Annotated in this window: 14 protein-coding genes; 4 read left to right on the forward strand and 10 right to left on the reverse strand. The window is 64.7% G+C overall.

Going from position 1 to position 16,912, the window contains the following annotated elements:
• Position 1: 1 nt before the first annotated feature.
• The 3 genes from JET17_RS15960 to JET17_RS15970 are packed head-to-tail and all read right to left on the reverse strand — an operon-like array spanning position 2 to position 4,229.
• Positions 2–1,165, reverse strand: a complete 1,164-nt coding sequence (locus tag JET17_RS15960; RefSeq protein WP_012314993.1) for an iron-containing alcohol dehydrogenase — start codon at positions 1,163–1,165, stop codon at positions 2–4.
• A gap of 41 nt (positions 1,166–1,206) precedes the next feature.
• Entirely contained in the window at positions 1,207–2,994 is a 1,788-nt protein-coding gene (locus tag JET17_RS15965) for an acyl-CoA dehydrogenase C-terminal domain-containing protein (RefSeq protein WP_012314994.1), read from the reverse strand.
• Complete coding sequence (locus tag JET17_RS15970; RefSeq protein ID WP_012314995.1) at positions 2,991–4,229, reverse strand: 3-hydroxyacyl-CoA dehydrogenase; 1,239 nt, start codon at positions 4,227–4,229, stop codon at positions 2,991–2,993. Before JET17_RS15970 ends, JET17_RS15965 begins: the two co-directional genes overlap by 4 nt.
• A gap of 100 nt (positions 4,230–4,329) precedes the next feature.
• Between JET17_RS15970 and JET17_RS15975 the strand changes: the two genes are divergently transcribed.
• On the forward strand, positions 4,330–5,229 hold the full coding sequence (locus tag JET17_RS15975; protein ID WP_012314996.1) for a LysR family transcriptional regulator: 900 nt from the start codon (positions 4,330–4,332) through the stop codon (positions 5,227–5,229).
• Between the two features lie 101 nt (positions 5,230–5,330).
• Complete coding sequence (locus JET17_RS15980; RefSeq protein WP_012314997.1) at positions 5,331–7,289, forward strand: alkyl/aryl-sulfatase; 1,959 nt, start codon at positions 5,331–5,333, stop codon at positions 7,287–7,289.
• A gap of 18 nt (positions 7,290–7,307) precedes the next feature.
• Here the strand turns inward: JET17_RS15980 and JET17_RS15985 are convergent, their stop codons facing one another.
• Genes JET17_RS15985 through JET17_RS15995 form a run of 3 tightly spaced genes read right to left on the reverse strand, consistent with a single transcriptional unit; the run spans position 7,308 to position 9,361 of the window.
• Positions 7,308–7,607 carry a DUF202 domain-containing protein gene (locus JET17_RS15985; RefSeq protein WP_012314998.1) on the reverse strand — a complete coding sequence of 100 codons (300 nt, stop codon included), beginning with the start codon at positions 7,605–7,607 and terminating at the stop codon, positions 7,308–7,310.
• Positions 7,600–7,986: a YidH family protein gene (locus JET17_RS15990; protein WP_012314999.1), complete on the reverse strand. Its 387-nt coding sequence runs from the start codon at positions 7,984–7,986 to the stop codon at positions 7,600–7,602. Before JET17_RS15990 ends, JET17_RS15985 begins: the two co-directional genes overlap by 8 nt.
• 28 nt (positions 7,987–8,014) lie before the next feature.
• Positions 8,015–9,361, reverse strand: coding sequence for a DUF1329 domain-containing protein (locus JET17_RS15995; protein ID WP_012315000.1), 1,347 nt, complete (start codon positions 9,359–9,361; stop codon positions 8,015–8,017).
• A gap of 155 nt (positions 9,362–9,516) precedes the next feature.
• On the opposite strand from JET17_RS15995, the gene JET17_RS16000 reads away from it, so the two are divergent.
• Complete coding sequence (locus JET17_RS16000; protein WP_012315001.1) at positions 9,517–10,479, forward strand: LysR family transcriptional regulator; 963 nt, start codon at positions 9,517–9,519, stop codon at positions 10,477–10,479.
• On the opposite strand, the gene JET17_RS16005 is transcribed toward JET17_RS16000, so the two are convergent.
• The 3 genes from JET17_RS16005 to JET17_RS16015 all read right to left on the reverse strand — a co-directional run bounded on the left by JET17_RS16005 (position 10,464) and on the right by JET17_RS16015 (position 14,570).
• The gene (locus JET17_RS16005; RefSeq protein ID WP_190273338.1) at positions 10,464–11,738 is read right to left on the reverse strand and encodes an MFS transporter; all 1,275 of its coding nucleotides are present in this window, start codon (positions 11,736–11,738) and stop codon (positions 10,464–10,466) included. The two genes, JET17_RS16000 and JET17_RS16005, sit on opposite strands and share 16 nt — an antisense overlap.
• 105 nt (positions 11,739–11,843) lie before the next feature.
• A complete protein-coding gene (locus JET17_RS16010) occupies positions 11,844–13,007 on the reverse strand; it encodes an acyl-CoA dehydrogenase family protein (RefSeq protein ID WP_012315003.1) in 1,164 nt (387 codons plus the stop codon).
• A 15-nt stretch (positions 13,008–13,022) separates the two neighbouring features.
• Positions 13,023–14,570 (reverse strand): class I adenylate-forming enzyme family protein, encoded by a 1,548-nt coding sequence (locus tag JET17_RS16015; RefSeq protein ID WP_012315004.1) that lies wholly within the window; start codon positions 14,568–14,570, stop codon positions 13,023–13,025.
• Between the two features lie 206 nt (positions 14,571–14,776).
• On the opposite strand from JET17_RS16015, the gene JET17_RS16020 reads away from it, so the two are divergent.
• Positions 14,777–15,568 (forward strand): substrate-binding domain-containing protein, encoded by a 792-nt coding sequence (locus JET17_RS16020; protein ID WP_012315005.1) that lies wholly within the window; start codon positions 14,777–14,779, stop codon positions 15,566–15,568.
• A 35-nt stretch (positions 15,569–15,603) separates the two neighbouring features.
• Here JET17_RS16020 and JET17_RS16025 read toward each other — a convergent pair whose 3' ends face one another.
• Complete coding sequence (locus JET17_RS16025; protein ID WP_012315006.1) at positions 15,604–16,860, reverse strand: OprD family porin; 1,257 nt, start codon at positions 16,858–16,860, stop codon at positions 15,604–15,606.
• Positions 16,861–16,912: the final 52 nt, after the last annotated feature.

The following is a 16,912-nucleotide window of genomic DNA, read 5'->3' on the forward strand; positions in this document are numbered from 1 at the left end:
ATCAGAACGCCGCCTGGTAGAGTTCGACGGCATCGGCGAGGGCGACCTTGCGCGGGTTGTTCACCAGCAGGCGCTGCTGCTGCAGGGCCTCTTCGGCAAGCTGTTGCAAACTGTGCCGGGGCACGCCGACATCACGCAACCGGCTCGGCAAGCCGCAGCGTGATGCCAATTGTTCCAGTTCGGCAATGAACTGGCTGCACAACTCATGGGGGCCGCCAGGCACCAGCCGCTCGCCCAACAGCGCCGGCGCCAGCGCCGCGTAGTCGGCGAATGCCTCGCTACGGTTGAAGCGCATAACATGCGGCAGCACCAAGGCATTGGCCAGCCCGTGCGGTACGTGAAAACGCGCCCCCAGCGGGTAGGCCAAGGCATGCACCGCAGCGACCGGCGCATTGGCGAATGCCTGGCCGGCCAGGCAGGCCCCCAGCAGCATGGCCTGACGGGCCTGCAGATTACCGCCGTTGTGCACCGCCTGGTCGAGGTTGCCTGCCAGCAGTGTCAAGGCTTCGCGGGCCAGCAAGCTGGACATTGGGTTGCGCTTGAACTTGCTGGTGCTGGCTTCGATGGCATGGACCATCGCGTCGATGCCCGTGGCGGCGGTGATCGCCGGTGGCAGGCCCAGGGTGCGCTCGGCATCGAGCAGCGCAAGGTCAGGCAGCAGTAGCGGTGAAATCACTGCCATCTTGGCGCACTCGCCGGTGGTGATCACGGCAATGGGCGTGACCTCCGAGCCGGTGCCGGCGGTGGTGGGCACCTGGATCAGGGGTAGGCGCTGGCCCCTGGCCTGGTCAATGCCATACACCGCCTCCAGGGTCTGGTCGCACCCTGGGTGGGCCAGCAGCGCCACCAGTTTGGCGACGTCCATGGAGCTGCCGCCACCGAAACCGACAATCAGCTCGGCACCGATATGCCGGGCCCGGCCGACGGCAGCCAGCACGCAGGCATGGCTGGGGTCGGCGCTGACATCACTGAAAATCGCCGCGCTCAGGTTCGCCCGGGTGAAGCCAGGCAGTACATCGTCAAGCATCCCCAGGCTGACGATACCGGGGTCGGTGACGATCAGCACGCGGCGCACGCCGCGCTGCTGGCACAGCTGGGCCAGGCGGCCAGCGGCGCCCGGTTCGCAGAGCAGCTGGGCGGTGGTGGCAAAACTGAATGGCTGCATGTTCATGTTCCTTTTGTTCTTGTGGGTGAACGGCACAGCGATCAGAAGGCGAAGTGCGCTTCATCCAGGCTCATCAGGCACTGGGCGCCGCCACGCAACGCCTCACAGTGGGCACTTGCGCGCGGCAGGATGCGCCGCCAGTAAAAGTCCGCTGCGTGCAACTTGGCCTGGTAGAACGCGCTGTCGCCGCTGCCGGCAGCCAGTGCCGCACTGGACCGCTCGGCCGCCCGCAGCCAAAGCGCAGCCAGCAGCACATAGCCTGAATAGGCAAGAAAATCGACCGACACCGCTCCAATTTCCTGGGGGTCGCAGCGGCAGGCATCGAGCACCTCGGCGCTCAGGTTGCGCCACTCCTGCAAACGCAGGGTCACCGCCTCGGCCATCCCTGTCAGGTCATCTGCGCGGCACTCGTGCGCCGCCTCCAGCAGTTCATCGATCAACAGGCGCAGCTGCTCGCCGCCATCGGCCAGTACCTTGCGGCGCACAAGGTCCAGGGCCTGGATACCATTGGTGCCCTCATACAGCTGGGTGATCCGGCTGTCGCGCATCAACTGCTCCATGCCCCACTCGCGAATGTAGCCATGGCCGCCATACAGCTGCACACCCAGGCTGGCGACCTCTTGGCCGACATCGGTGAGGAAGGCTTTGACCACAGGAATCAGCAGCGCTGCCCGACGCCCGGCGGCGGCCTGCACTTCAGGCTGCGCCGCACCATGTTCCAGGTCGAGCGCCTGGGCAGCGTAGGCCGCCAGCATCCGGCAGCCCTCGCTGAGGGTTTTCTGGGTGAGCAGCATGCGCCGCACATCAGGGTGGCAGATGATCGGGTCGGCGCTGCGCTCGGGCGCCACCGGGCCGGCCAGGCTGCGCGACTGCAAGCGCTCACGGGCATAGGTCAGGCCGCCCTGGAACGCGGCTTCGGCAATGCCCAGCCCCTGCAGCCCCACCTGAAAGCGCGCATCGTTCATCATGGTGAACATGCAGGCCAGGCCCTGGTTGGCCTCACCCACCAGCCAGCCACGGGCGCCGTCGAAGTTCATCACGCAGGTGGCAGCCCCCTTGATGCCCATCTTGTGCTCGAGGGCACCGCAGCCCAGGGCGTTGGGCACCCCCGGGCCACCGTCAGCCGCGCACTCGAACTTGGGCACCAGGAACAGGCTGATGCCGCGCACTCCGGCCGGCGCATCGGGCAGGCGGGCCAGCACCAGGTGGATGATGTTGTCGGTCAGGTCCTGATCGCCGCCACTGATAAAGATCTTGCTGCCACTGATGCGATAGCTGCCATCGCCTTGCGGCTCGGCACGGGTACGCAGCAGCGCCAGGTCGGTGCCAGCCTGCGGCTCGGTCAGGCACATGGTGCCGGCCCACTCGCCGCTGACCAGCTTGCCCAGGTAGTCGCGCTTCAGCTCCGGGCTGCCATGCCGGTGCAGGGCAAGTACAGCACCTTCGGTGAGGCCCGAGTAGATGCGAAACGCCAGCGAGGCGCTCATCAGCATTTCGTGAAAACAGGCTGCAACCATCTGCGGCAGGCCCTGGCCATCGTGTTCGGCCGGGCCGGTCATGCCGCCCCAGCCCTGCTCGACATACAGCCGGTAGGCCTGGCGGAAGCCCTCGGGGGTCAGCACCTGCCCTTGCTCCAGGCGGCAGCCCTGCTCGTCGCCCTGGCGATTGAGCGGGGCCACCACCTCGCTGGCAAAGCGAGCGCCCTGTTCAAGAATGCCATCGATGGTTTCACGGTCCAGGCCGTTGCCCAGGCGGGCGCAATGTTGCGTCACATCGAAGACTTCATGCAGGACGAACTGCATGTCACGCAAGGGGGCTCGGTAGTTCATACGCGGCCCTCGCTCACGTCTGCCAGCTGTTTGCCAGCCGCCGCCAGCCGCATCAAAAGACCAGCCGGGCGCCAATGTTCGCCAAACAGGCCTTGCAGCCGCTCCAACCTTGCCAGCAGCAGCCCCAGCCCTTGTTGATCGGCCCAGCACATCGGCCCGCCCGTCTCTGCCGGGAAGCCGTAGCCATGCAGGTAAACCCGATCGATGTCCTGGCTACCACTGGCTATGCCCTGTTCGAGAATCTTCGCCCCTTCATTGACCAGCGCCAGCAGGCAGCGCTCACGGATCTCTTCGTCGTCGATCGCGCGCCGACGCACACCCAGGTCCTGAGCGACCTTCAGCACCAAGGCATCGACCTCGGGGTCATGCAAGGCTTCGCGGCTGCCGGGTGCGTAAAGGTAATAGCCCTGGCCAACCTTCTGCCCGAAGCGGCCGAGCGCGCACAGGGCATTGTCGACCTGGACCAACGGGGCATCCATCCCCTGCCCGGCCAGTTGACGTGCGCGCCACTCCAGGTCTATGCCGACCACGTCATACATGCGAAACGGGCCCATGGCAAAGCCGAACCCCTGAAGCGCCCCGTCCACCTGCCGCGGCGTGGCGCCCTCGAGCAGCAACTGCCGGGCCTCGGCGACATAGGTGCGCAGCATGCGGTTGCCGATGAAACCGGGGCAGTTGCCTGCCACGACCACCTCCTTGCCCATGCGTTGGCCCAGGGCCACGGCCGCGTCCAGCACTGCGGGCGCGGTAAGCTGCCCACGCACCACCTCCAGCAGTTTCATCACATGCGCCGGGCTGAAAAAGTGCAGCCCCAACACCTGTTCAGGCCGCCCGGTTACTGCGGCGATGGCATCGATGTCCAGCGCCGAGGTATTGCTGGCCAGGATCGCTTCAGGCTTGAGCGTGCTGTCCAGGGCGCGGAAGATCTCTTGCTTGAGCGCCAGGTTTTCGTACACCGCTTCAATCACCAGGTCGGCCTCGGCAAGCTCGGTGTAGGCCGTTACCTGCCGCACCCGTGCCAGGCAGGCATCGGCCTGGGCCTGGTCGATACGGCCTTTGCCGACCTGCTGCGCCCAAGTCTGCGCGAGCATGGCAAGGCCTGCCTCGGTGGCGCTGGGGTCGTTGTCCAGCCACAGCACAGGCAGCCCGGCACGGGCCAGGCTGATGACGATGCCGCGGCCCATGGTCCCGGCCCCGATCACGGCCGTCTGCTGAACGTTGTAGGAAGTACTCACGCGTGACACTCCTGATTCGGTAGGTGAAGGCATTGCCCTCACCCTAGTCAGGCGCCTACTATTTTTGAAATTCTAATTTTCCATCCCATGTATTTTTCAAATGAATATATCCAACTTCGATCTCAACTTGCTGCGCGTGCTGGACATGCTGCTGCGTGAACAGAACGTGTCACGCGCTGCCGAGCGTCTGGCGTTGACCCAGCCTACAGTGAGCAACGCCTTGGCGCGCCTACGGGACGTTCTCGGTGACCCGCTGCTGGTGCGGGTCGGCCGACGCATGCGCCCTACCCCACGCGCCCTGGCCCTGGAAGGGCCGATTCGCGCGGCCCTGCAACAGATCGAGCAGACGCTCGGCGCCGGCGACAGCTTCGACCCGGGCCGCAGCCACAGGCAACTGCGCATCGCCCTGACCGACTTCGCCGAACAATTGTGCATGCCCAGGCTGCTGGCCACCTTGCAAACCCAAGCGCCGCATTTGCGTGTGGACGTACTGCATCTGGCGCCCAACCTGCCGGCCGACGCCCTCGACCGTGGCGAACTCGACCTGGTGCTGGGGCGCTTCGACGATGTGCCGGCGCGCTACGAGCGCCGCCACTGGCGCAGCGAAACCCTGCACGTGGCGGTGCGCCAGGGGCACCCAGAGGTCGATGGCGCGCTCGATCTGCAAGCCTTCCTGGGCTTGCGTCACTTGTGGGTGCATGGCGGCCAGACCCGGGGCATGGTCGACCAGTGGCTGGCCGAACAGGGCCTTGCCCGGCGCATTGCCTACACCACGCCCAATTACCTGCAGGCCGCGCACCTGGCCGCCAGCTCCGACCTGTGCGTGGTCTTGCCCACCGCCCTGGCCCGCCATTTCGCCCAGCTACTGCCCTTGCAGGTCTTTGACCTGCCTTTCGCCCTGGAGCCCTTCGAGCTGGAACTGGTGTACCTTGCCCACCGTCAGCACGACCCGGCACTGGCCTGGCTGGTAGCGCGCATCATGGACATACGCGGCGGCTGAGCCATCGCATTGAGGTATGGCCACCCATGCAAGAGTGGTATTGGTTTGCCGGCAACCTCTGTCCTTAGAGTGGTTGCCCCCATAACAACAAGGACCACCCCATGCGCCTACGCTACCTGCCCACCCTGCTGGCCCTCGCCCTGCCCTCTGCGGTGCTTGCCCAGGCACCGGCCAAGGATGCCACCGACCTGACGCGCCAAAGCAACCAGCAGTGGCTGCAGCGCCTGCCCTTCGACGACCGGGCAGACTTCGACAACGCCCGCCGCGGGCTGCTGGAAAGCGTCGACCAGGCTGTGCTCAATGCCGATGGCAAAACGGTCTGGGACCTGCAGCGCTACGCCTTCCTCAAGGGCGAGGCACCGGCAACGGTCAACCCGAGCCTGTGGCGCATCGCTCAACTCAATACCATCGCCGGGCTGTTCAAGGTCACCGACCGCATCTACCAGGTGCGCGGCCTGGACCTGGCCAACATGACCTTGATCGAAGGCGAGCACGGGCTGATCGTGATGGACCCGTTGCTGTCGGTCGAGACCGCCCGGGCCGGGCTGGCCATGTACTTCAGGCATCGCCCGCAGCGCCCGGTGGTGGCGGTGATCTACACCCACCCACACGTCGATCATTTTGGCGGCGTGCGCGGGGTGGTCGATGAGGCCGACGTAAAAGCCGGCAAGGTCCAGGTCATTGCCCCTGATGGCTTCTTCGAACATGCCATCAGCGAGAACGTACTGGCTGGGCCGGCGATGAAGCGCCGGGCGCAATACATGTATGGTGCGCCGCTGCCACGCGGGCCCCGCGGGCAGGTTGACGCGGGGCTGGGCAAGGGTGTGCCGGCCAATGCCACAGTCAGCCTTATCGCCCCCACTCGGCTGATCGAAAAACCCTTCGAAACCCTGCGTATCGACGGCGTAGATATCGAGTTCCAGCTCACCCCCGGCACTGAAGCACCCGCCGAGATGAACCTGTGGTTCCCTGCGTTCAAAGCCCTGTGCATGGCCGAAAACGCCTCCCATGTGCAGCACAATATCCTCACCTTGCGTGGCGCGCAGGTGCGCGATGCCAAGGTCTGGGCGCACTACCTGGACCAGTCGCTGCTGCGCTACGGCGATCAGGCCGAGGTGGTGTTCGCCCAGCACCATTGGCCGACCTGGGGCGGGGCGGCGATCCGTGAGTACCTGGCCGATCAGCGCGACATGTACGCCTTCCTCGACAGCCAGACGCTGCGCCTGCTCAACCGCGGCCTCACCCCTACCGAGATTGCGGCCGAACTGACGTCGCTGCCACCCCGGCTGGCCAACAAATGGTACAGCCGCGACTATTACGGCTCGCTCAGCCACAACGTGCGGGCGGTGTATCAGCGCTACATGGGCTTCTACGACGGCAACCCGGCGACCCTCAACCCCTTGCCGCCAAGTGAGGCAGGCCAGCGCTATGTGGCGGCGCTGGGCGGCAGCGAGCGGGTGCTGACACTGGCGCGCGAGGCTTACGGCAAGGGCGACTACCGCTGGGTGGCGGAGCTCACCCGGCACTTGGTGTTCGCCCAATCCGATAACAGCGCTGCACGTGGCCTGCAAGCCGATGCCCTGGAGCAACTGGGCTACCAGAGCGAGAACGCCACCTGGCGCAATGCTTACCTGACCGGTGCGCAGGAACTGCGTAACGGCGTAGCGACCGGTGCCAGCAAAGGCGGCAGCGCCGACGACCTGGTACGCGCACTGACCCCGACGCTGTTCTTCGACTACCTGGGTGTACGCGTCGATGCAGCCAAGGCGGCAGAGCAGGACCTGACCATCAACTGGCGCTTCACCGACCTCAACGAAGACTACGCCCTTACCCTGCGCAACGGCGTGCTCACCCACCGCGATCACGCGCAACACGCCAAAGCGGATGTGCAGATCAATATGAGCAAGGCCACCCTGGACCGCATCGCACTGAAGCAGACCGGTTTTCTCAAGGAAGCCAAAGCGGGAGTTATCGACATCAGCGGTGAGCGCATGAAGTTCATGCGTTTCATGGCTGGGCTGGATGAGCCTGACGGGCGCTTCAATATCGTCACGCCCTGAGTACGCAATAGCGCCGCGCTAAGCAGTGCGGCGCAACCACACCCCTAGCACCAACCCGGCCACCAGTAACGCAGTCAGCGGTACGGTGCGCGCCGCGGCCCAGCCCCGCTCGCTACGCAACATGGCCAGGCCGCGGCGGTAGATGGCGCGTTCGCGTACCCTGCCCAGCAGCGCCAAACACAGTGCCGCGCCCGCCACAGCCTCCATGCCGCCGCGCCATGCCAGGCAAGCCAGCACCACTAAAGACAACTGTGTTCGTCGCCAGGCCAACACCGTACGCTCGGCCTGCAAACCGGTGTCGGCAGTGCCGTCAGCCATGCCAGCGCCCCCATAACAGCGGTACCAGTGCCGCGCAGGCCAGCGCGCAGGCCACGCTCAGCAGCGGTACCAGCCGTGGCAGCGGCAACGGCGCATCGCGACGTAATGCGCGCTCCACCACCAGCCAGCGCCACCCAGCACCAAGGCTTACCAGCAGGCTCGCCAGCAGCAACGCGAATTCCATGGCCAGGCGCCCGGATTGGGGCCAGGCATGCGCGGCGAAGGTTTCGAGGGCAATGGCACCGCCCAGCAGTGCCAGGGCGGTACGTAGCCATGCCAGAAAGGTGCGTTCATTGGCCAGGGTGAAGCGCGGGTCAGGTGGCTTGCCAGGCCCCAGCAACCAGCGCTCCCAGGCGCTGTAATGGTGATCGGAACTCATCGGCTGTCCTGTGTGTGACCCTGGGTGCTCAACGCAGCCCTTGGCTGCGCAGTGCTCCAGGCGAGAAGTACGAAGCGCTGGTGCGCACATCAAAGGTGAACGGCTTGGGTTGCTCGTTGGTCAGGCCCGACAGTTGGTAGCGCCCACTGCGCAGGTCGTAGATCACCTCCATGGCGTTGACCAGAGCCTGCCCGGTGACGTGGTAGTAACTGTGCGCCTGGGCCGTGCGCCACAGCCGCCCTTGGTGGTCGAAGAAGTCTGCCTCGACGATGGCCCAGCTGTCCTCATCCAGGTAATAGCGGCGGCTGGCATAGATATGCTCGGCCCCAGGCTTGAGAGTACCAACCAGCTCCCATACCCGGTGCAATTCGTAGCGTGTAGGCTGCGGGTTGACGTGGCCCTGCCCTACCAGCGCGGTGTAGCTGAGCTGTGGCGAAGCCAGGCGATAACTGTTGTAGGGTACGTGCAGGGTTTTCTTGCCGACCAGGGTCCAGTGGTAAAGGTCGGGGGCACCGTTGAACATGTCGCGGCTGTCGGCGGTGCGCAGCCCGGCAGTACCCGGAGTGATGTTGTCATAGGCCACTGCAGGCGCACGCCGTACGCGCCGCTGGCTGCTGCTGTACAACCACGACAGGCGCGGCTGGGCGACCTGGTCGAGGGTTTCGTGCAGTACCACAGCATCACCTGCCAGGCGCGATGGGGCGGTCAGTCGGTAGCTCAGGTAATACAGTACGTTGCTTGACTGGCCGCCGGGCAGCACATCGGGCCGGGCGAAGGTTTGCTGCGCGCTGAACATGACGAAGCGACCATCACGACGCGGGGTGATGCTGTCCGACGCCAAGCTGTAACTGCCGTTGCGTGGCCGCGTCAGGTGGTTCCAAAGTACCTGCAGGCCATTGCGTGGCAGCGGAAACGCCAGTACCCCGGCAAAACCCTGCACGCCGTTGCCGTCATTGACCAGATGGGCGCTGGCGGCGTTGTACCGGGCCCACTCGCTCACCCGAGCGGGCACCGCGACACTGCGGTGCGACGGGTAGACCGGAAGGCGAAAAGAGCCGGGGTAACGCTCGAGCAGCGCCACTTGGCCTGTGGTGAGCTGCTCGCGATAGCGCGAGTAGTTCTGCGCAGTGATGGTGTACAGCGGCTGCTCATCGGCGTAGGGGTCCAGCGGCGTGCCGTTGACTGCCAGCGAAACCTGCCCCGGTTGCAGCCCCCCGCTCCAGGCCGGTATGCGGCCATCAGTGCTGGGCGCGCGCTCGGCACCCACGGGTGTCAGCTGCGGGGGCAGTGGCGTGAGTGGCGTGGCGCCAAGGTGAAGGGCCAGCAGGCTGGCATTGACGAACAGAACGCTTCGCAGCAGGGCGACAGGTTTCATGGGGTTGGCCTCTTGTTGTTGTTGGCTGACCTGGCCGGGCGGGCTTGCCTTGGCACGCCCTTTCCGGGTGATACTAGGAGCCGCGCTTCGAACCCCACAAATAACGTGTTCGGATACGTGCCATATCAGTTCGGCATACCCTTGGAACCGCTGCGATGACCCTCAAACAGCTCCGCTACCTGATCGCAATCGTCGAAGCCGGCAGTTTTTCCTCGGCTGCGCGTCGTGCCTACATCGCCCAGCCAGCGTTGAGCAGGCAGATCGGCCTGCTGGAGAGTGAACTGGAAATGCAGTTGCTCGACCGCCAGCACGACGGCATTGTCCTGACCGACGCCGGTCGGCAGCTTTACGAGGTGGCCCGCCAGGTGGTGCAGAAGCTCGATTCGGTGAAGGACGAGCTCAAATCAAGCCGCGGTGACCCCAAGGGGCACGTTGCCATTTCCATTCCGGCCACTGCCGCAGACCTGCTGCTGCCGGAAATCCTCAAGCGTGCCGAACAGCGCTTTCCCGGCGTGACATTGACCGTGTGGGATGGCCTGAGCCGCAACGGTGGCCAGGCCATCGAACTGGGCAAGGTTGACTTCGGCGTGGTGCCCAACGCCGAGGAGCTTGAACATGTCGAAGCCGAGGCGATCTTTACCGAGGCGCTGTACTGGGTCGGCCCTTCAGCTGCCGGCGCTGCCGACACCATTACCCTGGCCGAAGCCGCCGCCACGCGGCTGGTGCTGCCACCAAGGGCGCTGCACCTGCGCCGGCGCATCGAACAGGCGGCCATGGAAGCCGGCGTGCCTTTGGCGGCCGCCTACGAGCAACAAGCGGCACCCGGCATAGCCAGCCTGGTGCGCGCAGGGCTGGCGGCGACCATCAGCAACTGGCCGCCGCTGTGTGAGCTGCTCGAACCGACGCAGGCGCGGCTCATCGTCGAGCCACGCATCAGCCGCACCATTGCCCTTGCGCACTCACGGCACAAGCCCCTGTCGTTTGCCGCCGGTTGCTTGCACGACCTGGTGCGCGGGCTGCTGATCGAACTGGTACTCGGCGGCCGTTGGCGTGGTGAGCTGATCGGCGGCGATGACGCGCCGCTCGGGTCGGTGCCGGGGGTTCAGCTGGCTGTCTGAGAGCGCACCGGCACGCCATGCTCGACCGCAACCGGTTCACCCAGGCGCTTCAGGGTACGCTGCGGGTTCAAGGTCACCAGGCCCGCCAGCCCGGCCACGACCAGTACTGCGCCACAGACCAAAAAGCCTTGGGCATAACCTGCGGGATGCTCGGCGCCCGCTCCTTGCACCAGCAACCCGGTTACAACCGGCGCAGCCAGGCCGGCCAGCGAAGCGATACCGTTACCGATGGCAAGCACGCCGCCCCGCTGCGCCGTCGGGGTGAACTCGGCGAGCATGGCCGGCCCTACGGAGTACATGACCAGTGCCAGCCCGCCACTGAAGGTCAGTGCACCAACCCGCACGGCGGTGCTCAGGCCTGGCAACATCAGCGACGCAGACAGCAGCCCGGCAAGTATCAGGCACAGCGAAACGAATACGCCGCGCGCCACCCGCGACGATACCCCACGACGCATCAGGCGTTGTGACAACCAGGCCATCAACAGGCTCAACGGCGTGGTCACCACCACGAACATCACAAAGATCCGCCCCGTCTGCAGCGGGTCAATGCCCAAGCCGACCTGCAGATAACTGGGCACCCAGGTCAGCGTCAAGGCCAGCGACCAGTTGGCGGCGAAGTGGCAGAGGTAGTTGCCCATCACGCTGGGGTCACTCAGCAGCTTGCGATACGGTATGGCCGGCTCATCGCTCTTGAGCTGGCTGGCGCGCAGGCGCTCAAGGGTGCCCTCCTGCCCCAGCCGCCACCACAGCAGGCACCACACCAGGCCGATCAGCGAAAGGATGATGAAGTTGGTGCGCCAGCCGTAGTGCAGGCTGACCCACGGGATCATCGCGCCAGCCACCAGCAGCCCCATGGCGCTACCGGCATGCAGCAGCGCCACAGGCAGGTTGCGACGGTCATTGGGGAACCACTTGTACAGCGCATGGGTGGCGACCGGCGATGCCGGCCCCTCACCGATGCCCAGCAGCACGCGGCAGGCAACGATGGCCCACAGGGAAGTGGCGAACAGCATCGGCAACTGGATCACCGCCCAGAACAGGCCCATGCCCAATAGCAGTGTGCGAGTGGGGCGCCGGTTGGCCATGAAGCCTCCGACCACGGCGGACAGGGCGAAGAACCAGTGCAAAGCGCCGCCAATGAGCCCGAACTCGGTTGCCGTCAGGCCCAGTTCGGCACTCATCGGCACCGCAACCAGGCCGATCACCACCTTATCGAGAAAGTTGACCAGCATCAGCAGGGCCAGCAGTACGGCCACCATCCAGGCCGTACGGGGGTTGGGCAGGGAAGCATCCACAGTCATGGCGATTACTCTTGTTATTGTTGTGGAATGTAACAAAAGGCCACCGCAGTGGCGGCCCAAGGGTCACGCGGGCATCAGGACGCCTTTGGCGATGGTGTTGCGCTGAATTTCACTGGTACCGGTCAGGATGCGCATCATTCGGGTGGCACGGAAAATCCATTCCACCGGGTGGCCCTGCATCAACCCGGCACCGCCATGCACCTGCACGGCCTTGTCGGCAATGCGGAATGCCGCCTCGGATACGAACAGCTTGCACATCGGCGCCTGGGTACGGATGTTACCGCCGGCATCGTTCACCTGCGCAGTGGCGTAGACCATGCTGCGTGCTGCGTGCAGCTCAGTGGCCATGTCGGCGATCATATGGTTGACCGCCTGGAACATGGCGATCGGCTGGCCGAACTGCTTGCGGCTACGGGCATGCTCGATCGACAGGTTCAGGGCCAGGCCGGCCATGCCCAGCAAAGTCGGGCAGTGCAGCAGCCGGTTGAGGGTAATGCGCCCCATGGCCAGCTTGAACCCTTGGCCCTCCTCGCCGATCAGGTTGGCCGCCGGCACGCGCACCTCATCCAGCACGATGTCGCCATGAGCCCCACCACCGGACATCACCGCATAGTCGCTTTCGACACGCACGCCCGACGCCTTGAGGTCGACGAAGAACGCCGAAATGCCCTGCGCGCCTTGCCCGGGCCCGGTCACGGCCAGCAACACCGCTAGGTCAGCGTAAGTGGCACCAGAGATGTAGCGTTTGCTGCCGCTCAGCACGTAGTGATCACCGTCGCGGCGCGCCTGGGTGCGGATGGCAGTGGCGTCCGAACCCGCCTCGGCCTCGGTCAGGGCGAAGCACACGGCTTTCTCGGCGCGACACACCGGCTGCAGGAAATGCTCCACCTGATAGGGGCTGGCCACTTTGAGCAGGTGGCCCACCCGCGGCGGCCCGGACAGCTCGCCCAGTACATGCGGGGCGAGCATCGAACCGGTCAGCACCGTGGCTTCCTTCACGGCGCACAGGTCAGCCACGCTCAAACCTGCACCACCCATGGCCTCTGGCAGCATGAGGGTGTAAAGGCCCTGCTCGCTGGAGCGCTTCCATACTTGCCGCAAGACTGCCTGAGGATGCGGGCGCGCCCAGTCCAGCTGCATCTCCTGCTCCAGCGGGCGAACCTGGTCGCGGACGAACCCTTCGATGGCTTCGATGATCTGCGCAGCTTTTGCACTCGGTTGATACATGGTCATGCTCCCTGATCAGATACGACGATCGCTGTGTTGCCAGTAGGCTTCCCGGACCAGGCGGCGCACCACCTTGCCATTGGGGTTTTTCGGCAGTTCGGTGACAAAATCCACGCCTCGCGGCTTCTTGAAACCGGCCAGGGCGCGGCCGCAGCGCTCGATGAGCTCGGCGGCGTCAAGCTGTGCGTCGGGCTTGAGCACCACCACAGCGCGCACCGCTTCACCCCACTGCTCGTCAGGCACGCCGACCACTGCCGCCTCGAACACTTCGGGGAAGCCGTAGATCACCTGCTCCACTTCGCTGGGGTACACATTGAAGCCCCCGGAAATGATCATTTCCTTCTTGCGGTCGACGATGAACACATAACCCTGCGCATCGACCGTGGCCAGGTCGCCGGTCAGGTAGTAGCCGTCGCGCATGACTTCGGCTGTGAGCGCCGGCGCGCGCCAGTAGCCCTGCATGATGTCCGGCCCCTTGACCACGATTTCGCCGATCTCGCCCGGTGCCACATCCTCGAATGCCTCGTTCACCACCCGCAGGTCGGTCTCGAAATAGCAGCGCCCGCAAGAGGCCAGGCGCTGGTAGTTGCCGTCTTCGATCAGGTGGTCCTGCTCGGTCAGTACCGTGACCAGCGAGCAGGTTTCGCCGGCACCATAACCTTGCACGAGAATCGGCCCGAACAGCTCGATGGCCTTTTTCACCAGGGCCGGGGCCATGGGCGCGGCGCCATACATGACCAGTTTGAGGCTGGACAGGTCGAAGCGCTCGACGTCGGGGTAATTGACCAGCCGGTTGATCATGGCCGGCACCAGGAACAGCCGCGTCACCCGCTCACGTTCGATGGCCTCCAGCAACAGGCGATCGTCGTAGCGGTCGAGCAGCAGGTTGCAGGCGCCCACCGCCAGCAGCGGCATGATCTGCATGCCGCTGGCATGGGTGATCGGCCCCACATGGGCCATCACATCATCAGGGCCGGAGCGCCGCGTGGGGCTGGCGATGCTCTTGCGGACCAGCGCCTTGCGGTTGCCAAACGACAACATGGCCGCCTTGAGCACACCGGAGCTACCGGAGGTGTAATGCAGCACTGCCAAGGCGTCGTCGGCAGGGTCCAGGCTACACGGTGCCTCGCTGCCGCGCTCAAGCAGCGCGGCATAACCCAGGTCACCGCCCTCGCCCTCCAGCGCGATCACCTGGCGCAACATCGGCAAGGCCGCGCGTCGTTCAGCCAGCGCCTGGGCGAAGGTGGCATCGGTGATCAGCGCAACGCTGCAGGAGTCTTCCAGCACCCGTACCACTTCATCCAGCGACAACCGCGCATTGATCGGCACCTTGACCATCGCCGCCTTGTACAGCGCCACCTCTGCCTCTACCAGCTCCACGCGGTTGGCAGCCAGGATCGCCACATGTTCACCGGTGGCCACGCCCAGTGCACCCAGCCCCGAGGCAAGGCGGTTGCTGCGCCGTTCCAGCTGGGCATAGGTCAGGCGCGTCTGGCTGTCCGCCACGGCAGTGTGGTCCGGCCAGTAGCGGGCACTGCGGGTAATGATCTTTCCAAGGTTCACGTTGTTGTTCTCGTCGACAGGAAGACATCGACGATGCTAAACAGCCAGGCGCGGGCGGATGTAATACCAGTTTCCGATGCCGGCCATAACGAATTTGGCTGGCGCCTTCATCAAAGCCTTTCATTAAGGATGTTTAACCTGATTTCACCCGTCCTGCAGAGCATGCGTAATTAACATTGCGCGTCTTTGATCCAGGATTCCCAGCAATGCGAAATACGCTGTTACGCGCGACCTTGCTCCTGTCGGTAACTGCGGCATCGGCAGCAGTTGCCGCGCCGACACCAACACTCACCGTACTCAGCTCGGGCGGCATCATGGGAGCTATCCGCGCGGCGCAACCCGCTTATGAAAAGGCCTACCACATCAAACTCGACATCCAGGCGGCGCCCTCGATGGGTGAGACCCCACAGGCCGTGCCTAACCGGCTCGCCCGCCAGGAACCCGCGGATGTTGTATTGATGGTAGGTTCGGCGCTGGACAGCTTGCAGGCCAAGGGCTTGGTCAAGCCGACCAGTCGTGTCGATCTCGGCAAATCCTATATCGCCATGGCAGTACGCAAGGGTGACCCCAAGCCAGACATCAGCAGTATGAAAAGTTTTCGCCAAACCCTGCTGGACAGCACATCGGTAGCCTATTCCGATAGCGCCAGCGGCGTGTATCTCTCACGTTCATTGTTCCCCCGTATGGCGTTGGGCGAGAGCTTCAAGGCCAAAGCCCATATGATTCCCGCCGAGCCAGTGGGGGCAGTGGTGGCGCGCGGCCAGGCGCAGATCGGCTTCCAGCAACTGAGCGAGCTCAAACCCGTACCAGGCATTGATATCGTTGGCCTGGTTCCAGCGCAGGCACAGAAGATGACGCTGTATGCCGGCGCTGTTGTCAGCACCAGCGTACATCAGACGCAGGCACGACAACTGCTGGACTATCTTGCATCAGCCCAGTCCGACGCGGCTATCCAGGCCAGCGGCCTGACACCGTTGAAGCATGCGGCCAGGCAATAGCAGTCAACAGGCCGGGCTCATGCCCGGCCACTGGCTCACCAGATGGCAATGTCATAAGTCAGGTAAAGGCGGTTGCTGTCCCGACCGCGGGAAAAGTCAGACCTGTAGACATAGTTGCGCAGCCGTACCCCAAGCCCTTTGAGTGCCCCGCCCTGCACCACATACGCAAGCTCGGCGTCACGCTCCCATTCACTCAGCCCCTGCGCCCCGGAGCGGCCGTTGTCCCCGCTCAGGTAGCGTGTCATGAAGGTCAGCCCAGGCACGCCTGCGGCGGCAAAGTTGTAGGCATAGCTTGCCATCCAGGTCTTTTCTTCTTCCTCGATGAACTTGCCGATGCCAACGTTGCTGAACGAATACACCGTTGCACCACTGATGTACGGCAGGCCGGCTTCACCGTCCAATACCTGATACCCGGCGCCGAAGGTGTGCCCTGAATGCGCGTAAGACACCTGTGCGCTGAACATGTCGTTGTCGATGCTGCCACCGTACGCGGCGCCGCTGTCACGGCTGGTGAAATACCGCAGGTCGGTGGTCAGCACCCCGCCGGCCAGCGCAAGGTCATGTACCAGGCCGGCAAAGTCCTGGCGGTAGAAGTGCTCGAGCTGACCGTGGAAGTAGCTCAAGCGCAAGTGCTTACTGAACGCGTAGTCGGCGCCGGCGAAGCTGAAGTCGCCAGACTCGGCGCCGCCATAACCGTCCAGGTACAAGCCGGTACTGTTGGACGAGTCGCGTTGCTTGAACCGGTCCAGATGCCCGGCAGTGAGCGTCAGCCCATCGATGTCGGTACTCGTCAGCTGCGTGCCCTGGTAGGTCTGCGGCAGTAATCGGGCATCGTTGTAGACCAGTACGGGTGTCTTGGGCAGCAAGGTACCGTGCTTGACCACCGTACTACCCAGGCGGGCCTTTGCCGTCACCCCGGCACTGGCGAACTCCTGGGCGGCGCGACCGTCGTCATGCACCGGCAGCAGGCCCGTACCACTGCGGCCGCGGCCGGAGTCCAGCCTGACCCCCAAGAGCCCCATCGCATCGAGCCCCAGGCCCAGCGTGCCTTGGGTAAAGCCCGACTGATAGTCGAGCAGAAAGCCTTGCGCCCACTCGGTTCGCTCGCTTTTGGCGGTGGCGGCAGCGCGTGCGCTCATGCCCTGCTCGTCGCGGAAATTCTCGTTGAAATAAACGTTGCGCAGTTGCAGCTTGAGTTTGCCGTCATCGATAAATCCAGCAGCGCCGGCAACAGGCAGGCAGCCGCAGAGCAGGCCACAGGCGGCCGCCGCACGCAGAGCGGTTGGGGACATGTTCGGTACTCTTTTGTTGTTTTTGAATGAGTAGAAAGCGGGCGCCCGGCGG

This window comes from Pseudomonas putida, assembly GCF_016406145.1.
Taxonomy (GTDB): domain Bacteria; phylum Pseudomonadota; class Gammaproteobacteria; order Pseudomonadales; family Pseudomonadaceae; genus Aquipseudomonas; species Aquipseudomonas putida_E.